Source organism: Lutibacter agarilyticus, from assembly GCF_900188235.1.
GTDB lineage: Bacteria > Bacteroidota > Bacteroidia > Flavobacteriales > Flavobacteriaceae > Lutibacter > Lutibacter agarilyticus.
In genome coordinates this window covers 97,137-112,156 of record NZ_FZNT01000009.1, presented here as the reverse complement: position 1 = coordinate 112,156, position 15,020 = coordinate 97,137, and the positions used below count along the sequence as shown (strand labels likewise).

8 protein-coding genes are annotated in these 15,020 nt (G+C 31.3%); 3 read left to right on the top strand and 5 right to left on the bottom strand.

All coding sequences use genetic code 11. From position 1 onward, the window contains the following. Positions 1 to 7: 7 nt before the first annotated feature. The 5 genes from CHB67_RS14505 to CHB67_RS14485 form a co-directional block, all read right to left on the bottom strand. Positions 8 to 1,357: a family 43 glycosylhydrolase gene (locus CHB67_RS14505; RefSeq protein WP_089382515.1), complete on the bottom strand. Its 1,350-nt coding sequence runs from the start codon at positions 1,355 to 1,357 to the stop codon at positions 8 to 10. A gap of 147 nt (positions 1,358 to 1,504) precedes the next feature. After that, complete coding sequence (locus tag CHB67_RS14500) at positions 1,505 to 4,060, bottom strand: heparinase II/III domain-containing protein (RefSeq protein ID WP_089382514.1); 2,556 nt, start codon at positions 4,058 to 4,060, stop codon at positions 1,505 to 1,507. A gap of 118 nt (positions 4,061 to 4,178) precedes the next feature. Then, positions 4,179 to 6,248: a BNR-4 repeat-containing protein gene (locus CHB67_RS14495; protein ID WP_089382513.1), complete on the bottom strand. Its 2,070-nt coding sequence runs from the start codon at positions 6,246 to 6,248 to the stop codon at positions 4,179 to 4,181. 67 nt (positions 6,249 to 6,315) lie between these two features. Beyond that, the gene (locus CHB67_RS14490) at positions 6,316 to 9,840 is read right to left on the bottom strand and encodes a sulfatase-like hydrolase/transferase (protein WP_089382512.1); all 3,525 of its coding nucleotides are present in this window, start codon (positions 9,838 to 9,840) and stop codon (positions 6,316 to 6,318) included. A 945-nt stretch (positions 9,841 to 10,785) separates the two neighbouring features. Next, entirely contained in the window at positions 10,786 to 11,097 is a 312-nt protein-coding gene (locus tag CHB67_RS14485) for an isoamylase early set domain-containing protein (RefSeq protein WP_089382511.1), read from the bottom strand. A gap of 410 nt (positions 11,098 to 11,507) precedes the next feature. Here CHB67_RS14485 and CHB67_RS14480 point away from each other — a divergent pair, with 410 nt between their 5' ends. Genes CHB67_RS14480 through CHB67_RS14470 form a run of 3 tightly spaced genes read left to right on the top strand, consistent with a single transcriptional unit; the run spans position 11,508 to position 15,018 of the window. Continuing rightward, on the top strand, positions 11,508 to 11,993 hold the full coding sequence (locus CHB67_RS14480; protein WP_089382510.1) for an acetyl-CoA carboxylase biotin carboxyl carrier protein subunit: 486 nt from the start codon (positions 11,508 to 11,510) through the stop codon (positions 11,991 to 11,993). Positions 11,994 to 12,003: 10 nt separating this feature from the next. Beyond that, entirely contained in the window at positions 12,004 to 13,446 is a 1,443-nt protein-coding gene (locus tag CHB67_RS14475) for an acetyl-CoA carboxylase biotin carboxylase subunit (protein WP_089382575.1), read from the top strand. A 30-nt stretch (positions 13,447 to 13,476) separates the two neighbouring features. After that, positions 13,477 to 15,018: an acyl-CoA carboxylase subunit beta gene (locus CHB67_RS14470; protein WP_089382574.1), complete on the top strand. Its 1,542-nt coding sequence runs from the start codon at positions 13,477 to 13,479 to the stop codon at positions 15,016 to 15,018. Positions 15,019 to 15,020 lie beyond the last annotated feature (2 nt).

Genomic DNA, 15,020 nt, shown 5'->3' with positions numbered 1-15,020 from the left:
TATTGTTTTATTTTAAAAATGTAAATGATTCTATTTGTAACGGTTTATTGTTTAATTGTTCTATTAAAAAATAGAGATTTTCTTTTTGATTTAATGTTGAAAGTGTAATTATTACATCTTCCAATTTATTGTTACTATTAATGGTGATTTTTTTACTACCCACCAATTCACCCTGTAAATTATCTTTTCGAATTTCAATAGAGAATTCACCTCCACTTGGCGCTAATAATTTGAAATTAATTTTACTATATACATCCAAACCATTTATATTCGGATAATTTAAATAACTTTTATTCGCTGTGGTTTCTACTACAAAATTGTTACCAAACTCTTTTTTTACAAGTCCATCTGTTTTAAAATAATCTTCGGCTTCAATTTTAGATTGGTTAGCATTGTATTGACCAACACCTACTCCATCAACTCTAATGGTTGCTATTTCTCCATTTTCTTTATAATGAATGTAACTAATAAAAGCGTCTCTAAAATAACGATTTCCTGTTTGACTCATATCACAATAGGTATAATACCATTGGTTGTGCCATTGAAAAAATGAACCGTGACGCCCTTGTAAAAATCCGTTTGGCCAAGTTGGCGCATCATACCCTTTGGCAAAACTTTCTTCTTTTATTACTGAATCTTTATAATCGTACGGGCCATATAAATTATCAGACATGGCATAAAAACAACCCCAAGATAAATAATATTTACCGTTGTTTTTATGAACAAATGGTTTGTCATCCGTTGGTTTTTCAAGATTCTTACCATCAGGATTGTATGGACCTCTTGGGTTGTTTATGATTAGTTTTCTTGGTTTTTCAGCCAAACTTATCATATCATAATTTAGCTTTGCTATATAGTAATCCCATACACCAAAAATAATGTAATGCTCTCCATTATCTTCAAAAATAGCCATATCATACTCATCTGTTGGCGTTAAATCTGATGCTAATAATGGTTTTCCTAAAGGATCTTTCCAAGGACCTACAGGAGAATCACCAACTACAACACCCGTCTGTTGATTTTTTTCTGAAAAATACCAATAGTATTTACCATCTTTTTCGCCAACATCAGTTGCCCAACAACCCTGAAAACCTTCTCCTATATAAGTATTTTTTGGATCTAAAACACTACGTTTTGTCCAGTTCACTAAATCTGGAGAAGACCAAATCCACCAATCTTCCATAATAAATGCCTTATCATCAGCTGATCTGTCATGAGATGCGTACACATAAGCGGTATCATTAAAAATATGAATATGAGGATCATTCAATCCTTGATTTGGCACAATAGGATTTTGAGCAAGTACAGCTATCAGCGTATTCAACAAAAACAATGTATTTATTACCCTTTTTCTCATATAATTTGTCTTACAGTTGTTAAATGTAATATTTAGTAAAATGAAGTTTATCCTGTACTATTATGGTGTTTTAAAAATTTAGCTATTATAACGATGTAGAATTACTTTTCAATAAATAATTTAAAAAAATTAAGCTTGTAACAACTGTTAATTATTGATATTAAATTCAGTATTTTCGGTAGCATTTATCTTATAATCTTCATTTAAAAATTCAATGTAAGCTGCTATTGGTTGCATATTTTTTGACTGCATTTGAACTTGACCAACAGTTAAAGAATCTCCTTCTCCTATGTAACTATTTTGTAGTTTATTATTTTTATCAAAAGTTAAAACTGCAAAGGCGCCTTTAAAAGAAATTTCTAGTTCTTTATGTTCATAAACTCCTTTTTGATTTTGATTGATAATGTATTGTGTGCAAATTTTACTTTCTATTTTACTAACAACTTTAAAACCTTTAAAAACGCCATTATTTTCTAGTTTAGTTACAGATTGAATTCCATTTTTTGAATTTTCATCAAAACTTGGTTCATAAATTACAGCAAAAGGATTTGTCCAAGCCTCTCCCTTTTGACGAATAACCAATGTAGGCGTTGGTAAATTTTCATAAGCTACTGGTGCTTCAAAAGTTTTAGGTGCCATTACTTTGGTGTATTCTCTATTCTTATTTCCTACAACAAAAACATTCATATAAGATTTTTTGCTGAGTTTATTTAGCTCAAACTGAGCTTTTATATCAGCTTCATAAATGCTTGATGATTTTACTTCTTTAAAAAAATGCCACCCTGGATTTCTATATTTTCTATTTCTAATATGCTTATCATTGGCATTTGCATTGAATCTATTTTCATCAGATTTTAAATCTAAATCTTTGTTTAAAAAATTTAATTCATCTCCAATATTATGATACAAATAATCGTGATACTCATTTGGCAAGGCAGATTTTGAACGAAAAACATCAACATAATACCCAGTAGTTGGCGAGGTTCTAATTAACGCCAAGGTTCTTTCTTGTGTTGCTTCGGCTTTATCTCCTTTATCATCTAAAAAACGAGTTCTTGTAAAAGAATGATTTGGTGAAATTGCCTTTTCTAAAGGCATTGGCTCCATGGTTACTAATTCAACAGTATTCATTCCTAAATTCACCCAATCACCTTCCCCTTGACTTGCTCCGTTTACAATTACTGAATTGTGCGCTGCAAATAATCTAGAATAGTTTTCATGTAAATCTGTTCTATATTGTCCACGTCCGTGGTCAACTCCAAGTACTTCACCCAAGCCATACAACTCCATATCCATTCCACTTGCATGCCCATGAACCATATGCGCACCACCAACAAAACACATTAAACCATCATCAGGATTATTTGTTGAACTTAAATTGCGCTGTAAAAAAACACCTGCATGAGAAAAATCATCTGTTCTAGGTAAAACAGTATTTTCAACTGAATATTCTTTTGTTTTATGAAGCCACAATAATTGTGTTGGTGTAAAATATACAGATGCACCATCAGAACGTTTACCTACATTTGCTCTATCATACTTACCTTCCTGAATACTTTTAGTTATCAGTGGGCCAAATTTATTTGTAAGTTTTCCTACGCCATCTTGTTCACCTAAAAGATAGGCCATATCATAAGATGCATACTGTACACCAAACTTCCTGTGCCCGTCTCCAAATCTAATAATTTCATTATTTGGATAATGAAGCTTATTCCATCTATCTAATGAAAAAGGAATTTTATAATACTTTTGTCCTAATTTTAAACTTGGGTTGTATTTGTTTAAAATCAGCAGCATTCGTGTTGTATAGGCAGCTACTCCATTTGAATATTGTGAAGTTTCAGGATACACATCTCCTTCTTTTTTATAGTTTGCTGAAATATCGGGCAAGGCATCTTGCTTACTAGTTCCTTCTTCTAAATAAAAATCTACATACTTTTTTCGTTCTTCTAAATTATTCAATGCCAAGGCATTTTGAACCAAACTAAACGACATTAAAACCGACCAATTTGAACCTCTATGCCCGTGATAAGCTGCTAAATTTGCATAGGTTAAAAAAACCTTTTGAGCGTTTTCTTCTGAAAATTTAGTGAAATCATTTTTTCCAATATCATACACTTTATTGTTCTTTTCTAAATAAAGTGCAATAAAATCGTATATAATGGGTACTTGAGCTCCAAAAACACGCGCTTCTCTTAAATAGTCTGTAGGGTAAATCCAACCACCATTCCCTAATTCTTTAGAAGGTGTAAGTTGTAAAACTCCTTCAACAAATGCATGCAAAATAGCTGCAGCACATTGTGCGTAATTTTCATCTTCTGTTAAAAAATACAACACACTGCAATCTACACCTATTTGTAGGTATTTATTTAGTATAAATCTATCAGAACTATTTGATTCTGTAAAGTTATTATATGTTTTTAAAGGTGGTGTTTTTTCTACTTCTTGCTTAGACCAATCGAAAGGAAGTTTTGCAATAAATTCTTTTGGTGATTGTTTATATAAAATAATATCAGTATCTAAGCGTTGTTTGAAATTATTGTAAAACTGTTTTGCCCAAGCTTCATTTTCAATTTTAGCAAGAATTTCTACTCTATCTTTATGTTCAACCCAAATAAAAGGTCGCTCAATTTTTTGAGCAACTAAACTTAAAGTGTTTAAAAAAAGGAATAAACTTACAATATATGCAGATAACTTAGTCATTTCTTATACATTTAAAATATTTACAGTATAGTTTATTCCTTTTTCTATCACAGATTACTAACATTCAAGATTGAACTACTATTATTAGATTATTTTTGAATTTAACTCTCTTCTATTATTATTCTATGACTATCTTTTTAACCAATCTTCCTTCTTCAGAAGATAATTCAATATAATAAATACCTACAGCATAGTTTGAGAGATTCAATACATTATTTCTTAAAACACCTTTTTCTAAAATCTGACCTAACATGGTTTTTATGCTATAATTAGGGTTAGGAATATTGGTTTTAATATGAAATATACCATTACTAGGATTTGGATAAATAGTTAACTTTTTTTGTTCCAAATCACCAACACCTAAAGTTGATTTAAGATACAACTCAATTTTATCAGGTTCACTAGATAACGATCTTTTTTGAGTTAGTTTGATCACATTTTCTCCTAGAACGAGGTTTATATCTGGAATAGTCGTTTCTAAAAACACATTCCAATCAAAGGAACGGGTAATTAAAACACTACTATACATAACACCATTTATTTCAATATCCATAATAGAATCGTCTCTATTTCTATTTGCTGCAAACAAAATAAAATCATAAGGCCCAGGTGTGGTTACTTGAAATCTATATTCTAAAAACTGATTGCTAGAAAAAGAACCAATTACTTTGGCATTTGAAGCTGCAGGATTATCTTCAATAACAATATCTGAGGAAGCCGTGGTAAAGTTCTCGGCTTCGAGTTTGTAGTCTGGAAGCTCCACTACGGGAGCATCTACTTCAGATAGATTAAATACTTTTAAATGCAAAGGTCTTGCATCTCCACTGGTATTTTCCATCAAATAAACGTATAATTTATTTCCTTCAACAAAAGCATCAAAATGCATAAAGTTTTCTGTTCCATCATCTGTAAATACAATATTCCAGTCGTTTTGTCCTTCTAATGTTGATTTTACATTCACTTTTCCGGCTAAAAGTTCAACCATAAATACGTGGTTTTTATAACTGTAAATTTCACCTCTTACTTCTGGATTAGGAATTATACCACCAGAATTACTTGAAAAGTTAGCATCTAAGGCTTTTTTATAGTAATGCACATTTATATTATCTACTCTAGTAACAAAGTGTATAGCACCGCTTTCGGTAACAGTCCAAGCAGGATCACTTGTATTTCTTGGGTTGGTTGTTGTTCCATAATCATCTCCTGGCTGCCCTATTTGAACAGGATCTAGGTTTGGATCTAAATTATTTATTATAGGTAATGTAATAGGGTTATCATTTACATCAAACCATTGAGTAGACTGATCTTTAGGTATGCCATTGGTATAAGCATAATACAAGCCACTATTGTATGAATAACCATTGGTTGGCGTATCTGAATTGTTATTTGCATAGCGTATAGAGAAACCTGAATAGAACTTTCCATTTAAAAAACGCTCTCCACCATACATATTGTTTCTATCAGGCAAAGGTAAAGTACCATTATGAAATAACCAGTTATCAGTCCAGCTTGTACCATTATAATGCGCCATAACAATATCTCCATTACCCGAACCACCTACTCTATATCTTACCAAAAGACTTCCGTCATCTGCTCTGTGAAGCATTGGATATGTAATACGGTTATAATTTTCACCTAATTTTAAATAGTTTTGCTTTGGCTTAAAAATACTTAAGTTAAACTCTGAGTCTGGCACAAAAGCTTTGTTTTTTTCAGAAACTGAGTAATTAAAAAAATCATTTGGTAAAGAAGTTTCACTATAAGCATGCATATCATATAGTAAGTGAATAGTACCGTCTATGGTACTTATACCAATAGCTATTGTATTGTGCGAATCTCCTTTGGTTGGGTCTGTACCACGATAACCAACATGTTGATGTGGAAATTCTATAGTAACCCAATTTGCTGTTGGGTCGTCTAATTTTTTCCTAGATAGCATTACATTACGCTTATCCATGCCGCCTTTATACCATGTTACAAAAACATAACCATTTACAACATCTACACAATCGCCATGAGGTGATATACGTGGCGAAAATTGGTAATCAACGCCACTTGTTCCATTAAAATACAAACCATTGTCTGCTATTTTGGAGTTGTCAATTAAACTTGCCGACAGTATCTTATCTTGTGCATTAGCAGCACTTAATACAAGTACTGAAAAAATTATTGTAAAAAAAGTTTTCATAATTACTTATTTAAAATAAAATACCTCGAAGAAAGTCCACGAGGTATCCTTTTAGATTAAATTCTTCTTAAAAAGAGTTTATCACTAACTTTATAGTATGTTTACCTGGCTCTAATCGGATCATATCAAAAGCCGATGGGACTTTTTTACCATTATGAATAAGATTCTTTCCGTCTAAAGAATTTAACGAAAATTCTGCCACCATATTTGCTGGAATCTCAATTTCATAGGTTTGTAATCTTGCACCGTTAAATTTATAACTAGCTTTTATAGTTCCTAAAACAGTTGGAACTTCAATAGCACTAGATTTTAATTTACTCATTTGAGGTTTAATGGTAGCAATGCTAAATCCAGGTGTTTTTGGTTTAATACCCCACAAACCTCTAGGAATTGTATTTGCTGGTACTGCTCCCCAAGCATGATTCCAATCTAAATTGTTTTTATATTCTAAATCCCAAGCTTCTAAAGTAATAGTAGAACCAATACGAATCATATTATACCAACTTCTTTTATCTTTACTTGTTAATAATTCTAATGCATAATCTGCTTCACCAGCGTTGTATAAACCGTCCATTAAGAATTGAGCGCCATAAACACTACAAGCCATTCCACGTGATTTTACAAAATCAACAACCGATTGAAAATGTTCTTCAGGAACCAGCCCAAATGCCAATGGCATCATATTAGCGTGTAAAGATGCGTGATCTGTACCAATTCCATCTACATAAATACCACGTTCTTTGTCAAACATTTGTTCATTTACCGCTTTTTTAGCTTTAGCTGCTCTTAATTCAAAGTCTAATACTTCTTGTGTTTTACCAAGAATTTTAGCAAATTCAGCCATAATTTTCATATTCTCGTAAAAAAATGCATTAATTACAGTACTGTAAGGTTTAAATACAAAACCATCACGTTCTCCTTTTGTTTTACTTCCATTAAAATTTGCTGATGGCCAATCTACAATATCAGTTAATGGTTTTTTATAACCATCAGGGAAACCTAATTTACGCATAAAATCAGCATCTACTTTTGTTGAAGTAATTAAACCATCTTCGTTAGATAATTCATACAATGATTTATGTTTTAATGCTTCATAATAACGCTCAATAAGTTCCGTATTTCCTGTATACATATAATCTGCATAAATTAATAAAGGAACGTGTTGTTGCCATTCTGTTGGCCAAGTTGGGTGTTGCATAAAATACTCTATGGTTCGTCTTGCCATAGCATATTCTCTATCCGCAGTATAATGACTTAACTGATTTAAATAAGCATCGGCTTCATAAGGAATTCGCTCTCTATCACCATCAACATATAAACCGTTAAAAGTTGTTGCTTTTATTGAATATTTACATAAATCCCAAACTTGATTTAAAATATCATTGTTACTTTCAAAGCTACTAGCTTCTTCATCCCAATACGTATGATATGCTAATTGTTCAAAGTTTTCAGCAGAAATAGATTCTTGAGCACCTTCAACTTCAGCATATCTAAATGGCATTAACGGAGGAAATCCTTCTGGCAATGGAATTGCTTTGTTAGGTCTTGTATTTCTTTCATCTGTTTGAACAGGAATTCTATACGTTGTTTGGCCCGGTTTCACATCAACTTTTAACTCTTGATAACGAATATTACTCTTTTTCGCAGGTGTTCTATTGATATTTTCACCCTCTAATTGTTCTCCTATACGTATGGTTAAAGTATGTGGTGTTTTTGCTTTGTATGTAAAATCTATAGTAGCAAAAGCTGCTTTTCCAAAGTCCATAAAATAGAAATCTCCTCTATTTTCAAACTTCACAGGTTTAATTTTACTGACAACAAATTTATTTTCAGTAGAAATTATATAACTATCACTTTTACCTGTAGTAAATTTTTGAGCCTCAGAATAATCAACTAACCTATTTTCTTCATCCCAAATTCTAACTTTCCAGTAATACTTTTTGCCCACTTCTAATGAAGGGCCAGCATATTCAACATTTGTTGATGCATTTGAACTTACACGTTCACTATCCCAAACATCACCATTATTTGCATCAATAATTTCTTTTGATGAAGCAACTAATAATTGATAAGCCGACTGAAATTTAGATTCATTAGCAACTGTCCAACCAAATTCTGGTTTTAAATCAAATATTTCAACATCAGTGCTTGGCTCTCTGATTAACTCAACTGTTAAATCGGAAGGTGCTGTTCTAAATTTATTGCTATTTTTCTTGATTAATTCGTCACACTTCAACCTTAAGTTAGCAGCAACTTTTTGATATTTTTTCTTACCGATAAGATTGTTAGTTTCTAGAGGATCTTTTTTCAAATTGTATAATTCCTCTATAGATTTATCGTTTACATATCTAAAATATTTCCATTCTGAAGTACGAACACCTTCACTTGGAGGAATTTCACTAAAATCCCAAATATGCTCAATAAGAATTGTATCTCTTTCTATTGAAGTTTTTTCATTTTTCACTAATGGCATTAAACTTTTTCCTTGCCAAGAATCTGGTATTGAAACACCTGCAATATCTGCAATGGTTGAAGTAACATCAATATTCAAAGCCATTTCATCAATATCTTGATGCTTGTTAACTCTTGGATCAAAAATAATTAATGGCACTCTTATAGAATTATCATACATTAACCATTTACCTGCCATTTGACGCTCTCCAAGGAAATAACCATTATCACCCATTACAATAATAACGGTGTTTTTATCTAATCCTTTTTCTTTTAATTTTTCACGTATTTTAGCTATTTCTAGATCTATACCTGCAATCATACGGTAATACCCTTTTAAACTGTGTTGGTATTTTTCAGGAGTATCATAACGCCATGTCCAACGCAATCTATTAAACCCTTTTTTTACAATTTCAGGTTGCGCATCAAAATACTTATCATCAGCAAGTACTGGACCAGGAATTGTGGTATCAGCTAGTAAATTATTGGTAGTGTTTTGCCAAAAATATTGATCTTCAGCTCGGTCATGTGCGTGCGGCGCACTAAAACTTAGCGATAACAAGAAAGGTTGCTCACTTGATGTTTTATCGATAAAATCTAGAGCTTTCTGTCCAGTATAACGTGTTAAATGTACCGTATCTTTATCAATTGTTTTGTAGTAATAACCTCTTCTGTCAGGGAAACGATTATTTCTATCATAATCTTCAAATTCATCAAATTGACTTTCCAAATCTCCATATTTCACTCCAAATTTACCGTAAAACCCAGTATGATATCCGTTTTTCCTAAGTAAAATCGGATAAGAGTTTGCCATATACTCATCTCTTATATTTCCAGTTTGAAAATTATAATTATGAGAACGTTCATATAAACCTGTCCATATTGAAGCTCTACTTGCAGCACAAATAGGCGTAGTTACAATTGCATTATTGAAATAAGTTCCGGCTTCAGCCAAATCATTCATTTGCGGTGTATGCACATACTTATTACCTACATAACCAATAGCATCAAACCGTTGATCATCAGTTAGTATAAAAATAATATTTGGTTTATCCTTGTGTGCCTTTTTTTCTTGAGCTAAAACATTTTTAAAACAAGTTAGGGATAATAAAATACCTAATAAAAAATTGAATTTTTGCATAAAAATACGATGTTATTATGTGTGATTTCGTTTAAATATATTTGAGCATAAATATATAATTAAGCAAAAGAAGCGCCATCCTGCACTATCCTGAGAATAAAGATAGCACAAAAAAAATTCTTTAATAAAATTAATTTTATTAAAGAATTTTAACCAAATCTAAACAAACTACTTATGAAATTATCAATTTTCATACTTTAAAATAAATGTATTATAGAATCTTACAATACATACTTTTAAATAGTAATACAAATTAACTAATTATATTTCAAGCAACTATCTTGTACAATCCTGACATTGTTATTTTTATTTGTTTTTAATCTATATAATCTTTAAAAATTTAATTATTAAAAACAAATAAACTTACCACATTATAAAAATATAAACTTACAATCATTAGAACAAACAAATAGAACACCTGCTTGGTTGTTACAGTTATACCAACAGGTATAAAGAATTGTATTAAATTCCTATTACAAAGTATTTTAAAGTAATATAACAAAGACTGATCTGAAAACTTATTATTTCTTAATCTTACAAGGATCAATTAAATGGGATTAACAGTAGTGTTAACAATGATTGTAATTGTAATTACCAGTTTAATCCAGCATAAAGGTAAAGATGATAAAAAAGTAATTGAATTTAAAAAGGAGTAATTTAAAACAAGTCAATTATTTAATAATAGTGCATTTGACAAAATGCTAGTATTAATAGTTCAATACACAGCTTTTAGGTAATAAAAAAAGCAACAAATGTTACTTTAGCGAATTATTTTTGGAGAACTGATAAAAGTCATTATTCTAACTAAAAAATGTAATTAAATTTACATCATAATTCAATTACTTATTCAAATAAGTAATGTTTTTGATTTTTTTAGTTAGTAGTAAAATAAAAAAGAGAGTTTACCCAAACTCTCTTTTTTAATTATATAAAGTTATGTATAACTTATAAACTAACAACAGAATTTTCCTCTGCTCCTAACCCACTATTTACATATTTATCAGCGCTATCATCGTTAATCCATTTTTCACCATCTAACAAATATTTGAATTGAAATTCAGTTTCAGAAGGTAAATCAATAGTAACTTTAAAAGTTCCATTTTTTAACTTTTTCATACTAACTGGCTCGGCAGTATTCCAGTTGTTAAATTCTCCTAATAAATCTACTTTTCCAGCACCTGCAACAGCTTCTTTATCCATTGAAAATGTTACTTTACAAACTGGTTTACTTTTTAAATATTGTTTTTTTAAGCTCATGATTTTGGTTTTTAATTTTATACAACAAAGTTAATCCGCATAACTTCAATAATATACAACTCTTTTTTCATATTTATATTCTATTTTAACAGGGTAAACAAGATAAACGACCTATGGGTTAAATTTATACAGACTCATTATAAATAAGGATTAATAAACGTTACAATTCTGATAATGTAGTAAAGAAAACATTATTCAATAAACCTAATCGCTATAAACACTAATTTCACTATCATCATCTTTACAATTCTATTTTTAGATATCTCGCAATTAAAACCTAATTATAAACCTAAAAAAAGCACTTTTAGTAACAAAAATTACAATTGTTTAATTTTAGTATTGAAAAATATCTTAACTTTATATAATTCAAATATATTTTCTGCAGTTAACCAACAACAATTTTAACCACTATGGACAAAAATTTTAAAGTAAGAGTCGATAATTCATTTGAATTCGATTTAAAAAATTCTGATGCAGACCAACTAGATTTATTAAATTTAGCACAATCACAGTTCCACGTGATTAATAACAATAAATCCTTCGACATTAAGCTTAAAAAATCAGACTTCTACAACAAGGAATATATTATAAAAGTAAATGCTAATAGTTACACTGTTAATATCTCTAATCAATTAGATCAGTTAATTACCAAAATGGGGTTTTCTCTTGGAACTGCTAAAAAAGCAAATGATATTAAAGCGCCAATGCCTGGTTTAATTTTAAGCATAAACGTTAAAGAAGGTCAGCAAGTTAATGAAGGTGACACATTACTAATTTTAGAAGCCATGAAAATGGAAAATACTATTAGTGCTCCAAAAGATGGCATTATTAAATGTATCGCTGTAAAAAGTGGAGCTACCGTTGAAAAAGGTGAATTAATAATTGAAATGGCTTAAAGAAAATGAAATGAAAAAAATACTAATTGCAAATAGAGGTGAAATTGCCATAAGAGTTATGAAAACGGCCCATAAAATGGGAATTAAAACAGTCGCAGTATATTCTGAAGCTGATAGAAATGCACCCCATGTACGATTTTCTGATGAATGCATTTGCATTGGTGAAGCTCCTTCAAGTAAATCTTATTTAGTAGGAGAACGAATTATTGATGCTGCAAAAAAACTAAATGTTGACGCCATTCATCCTGGTTATGGCTTTTTAAGTGAAAATGCAGATTTTGCAAAATTATGCGAAAAAAATAACATTATTTTTATAGGTCCAAAGTCGAAATCAATAAAAATGATGGGAGATAAATTAGCTGCAAAAGATGCTGTTAAGGATTACAATATACCAATGGTTCCTGGTGTTGACAGAGCCATAAGTAACCCAAAAGAAGCTGTTGAAATTGCATGTGAAATAGGATTCCCTATTTTAATTAAAGCTGCAGCTGGTGGTGGTGGAAAAGGAATGAGAGTTGTTGAATCGGAAAAAGATGTTGAAAACCAAATGGAACGCGCTATTAGTGAAGCTGTTTCGGCCTTTGGTGATGGTGCTGTTTTTATTGAAAAATACATTACTTCTCCACGTCATATTGAAATTCAAGTACTCGCTGATAGCCACGGAAAAATTTTACACTTTTTTGAAAGAGAATGTAGTGTACAACGAAGACATCAAAAAGTGGTTGAAGAAGCTCCTTCATCAATTTTAACTCCCGAACTAAGAGAAAAAATGGGACAAGCAGCTGTTTTAGTTGCCAAATCTTGTGATTATATAGGTGCAGGAACTGTAGAATTTTTAATTGATAGCGACTTAAATTTCTTCTTTCTAGAAATGAACACGCGCCTACAAGTTGAACACCCTGTAACCGAATTAATTACAGATGTTGATTTAGTTGAACAACAAATAAACATTGCCAGAGGTGAAGCCATTCCGTTCAATCAAAGTGATTTAAAAATAAATGGTCACGCAATTGAATTACGTGTGTATGCAGAAGATCCTTTAAATAATTTTTTACCTAGCGTTGGTTTTTTAAGCACTTATAAACCTCCTGTTGGAAAAGGTATAAGAGTTGATGATGGTTTTGAAGAAGGAATGGATATACCTATTTATTACGATCCTATGCTTTCAAAATTAATTACCTACGGAAAAACACGTGATGAAGCCATTCAATTAATGATTGAAGCCATAGATAACTATAAGATTATAGGAGCCATGACTACGCTGCCATTTGGTAAATTTGTGTGTGAACATGAAGCATTTAGGTCTGGTAATTTCGATACACATTTTGTAAAAAATTATTATACGCCCGAAAAACTTCAAACAGAAATAAGTGAGGAGGCTGAGTTAGCCGCTTTGGTTGCGCTAAAACTATATTTAGAAGATCAAAAAAAATTAAGACTACCTAATAATTAACAGCCAAAATAGATCATTATGGATAAACAAATGGATACTAAAATTGAAAAATTAGACAAAAGGGTTGCTTTGGCGCAATTAGGAGGTGGCGAAAAACGCATTGCAAAACAACATGCTAAGAAAAAACTTACAGCTAGAGAACGCATAAATTATTTACTTGACGAAGGGTCTTTTGAAGAAATGGGTGTTTTGGTTACCCATAGAACAACTGATTTTGGTATGGAAGATCAACTCTTTTTTGGTGATGGTGTAGTCACTGGCTACGGAACAATTAATGAGCGTTTAGTCTATGTTTTTGCACAAGATTTCACCGTTTTTGGAGGCGCTTTATCTGAAACACATGCCGAGAAAATTTGTAAAATTATGGATCACGCTGTTAAGGTTGGTGCTCCGTGTATTGGTTTAAATGATTCTGGTGGTGCACGTATTCAAGAAGGGGTAAAATCTTTGGGTGGTTATGCCGATATTTTTCATAGAAATGTACAATCTTCGGGTGTTATTCCTCAACTATCAGCTATTATGGGACCTTGTGCTGGTGGCGCTGTTTATTCACCTGCTATGACCGATTTTACCATTATGGTTGAAGACACTAGCTATATGTTTGTAACCGGTCCGAATGTTGTAAAAACAGTAACTAATGAAGAAGTTACTTCAGAAGAATTAGGAGGTGCTAGTACACATTCAACAAAATCGGGTGTAGCACATTTAACTGCTGCAAACGACATTCAATGCTTAGAAGATCTTAAAACACTTTTAAGTTATATGCCTCAAAACAATAAGGAAACCACCAAAAAAATCCCTTATGAACTGGGTGAAGAATTAAGACCGCATTTAATTGGTTTAATTCCTGAAGATGCACATAAACCATACAATATGCTCGATGTTATTACGGGTATTATTGATGAAGATTCATTTTTTGAAATTCAAAAAAACTATGCCGAAAATATAATTATTGGCTTTGCAAGACTGGGAGGAAGAAGTATTGGTATTGTAGCCAATCAGCCAATGCAATTAGCAGGTTGTTTAGATACAAACAGTTCTATTAAAGCAGCACGTTTTACGCGTTTTTGCGATTGTTTTAACATTCCTTTATTAGTGTTAGTTGATGTTCCTGGATTTTTACCTGGAACCGATCAAGAATGGAATGGTATTATAAAAAATGGTGCTAAATTATTGTATGCTTTAAGCGAAGCTACCGTACCAAAAATTACAGTAATTACCCGTAAAGCATACGGTGGAGCTTATGATGTAATGAACTCTAAACATATTGGAGCTGATATGAATTTTGCTTGGCCTACTGCTGAAATTGCTGTGATGGGTGCAAAAGGAGCTGCTGAAATTATTTTTAAAAACGAAATTAAATCTGCTAAAAATTCTGAAGAAAAACTGAAGGAAAAAGAAGCCGAATATGCATATAAATTTGCAGATCCTTATAGGGCGGCAAGACGTGGTTTTATTGATGAAGTAATTTACCCAAAAAATACACGTAGAAAATTAATAAAAGCATTTCAAATGTTAGAAAACAAAGAAATTAATAAGCCCGACCGTAAACATGGAAATATTCCGTTGTAACA

Excerpts from the sequence above, each read along its gene's own strand:
- CHB67_RS14505 (WP_089382515.1), bottom strand. The coding sequence starts at position 1,357 with ATGAGAAAAAGGGTAATAAATACATTGTTTTTGTTGAATACGCTGATA.
- CHB67_RS14500 (WP_089382514.1), bottom strand. The coding sequence starts at position 4,060 with ATGACTAAGTTATCTGCATATATTGTAAGTTTATTCCTTTTTTTAAAC.
- CHB67_RS14495 (WP_089382513.1), bottom strand. The coding sequence starts at position 6,248 with ATGAAAACTTTTTTTACAATAATTTTTTCAGTACTTGTATTAAGTGCT.
- CHB67_RS14490 (WP_089382512.1), bottom strand. The coding sequence starts at position 9,840 with ATGCAAAAATTCAATTTTTTATTAGGTATTTTATTATCCCTAACTTGT.
- CHB67_RS14485 (WP_089382511.1), bottom strand. The coding sequence starts at position 11,097 with ATGAGCTTAAAAAAACAATATTTAAAAAGTAAACCAGTTTGTAAAGTA.
- CHB67_RS14480 (WP_089382510.1), top strand. The coding sequence starts at position 11,508 with ATGGACAAAAATTTTAAAGTAAGAGTCGATAATTCATTTGAATTCGAT.
- CHB67_RS14475 (WP_089382575.1), top strand. The coding sequence starts at position 12,004 with ATGAAAAAAATACTAATTGCAAATAGAGGTGAAATTGCCATAAGAGTT.
- CHB67_RS14470 (WP_089382574.1), top strand. The coding sequence starts at position 13,477 with ATGGATACTAAAATTGAAAAATTAGACAAAAGGGTTGCTTTGGCGCAA.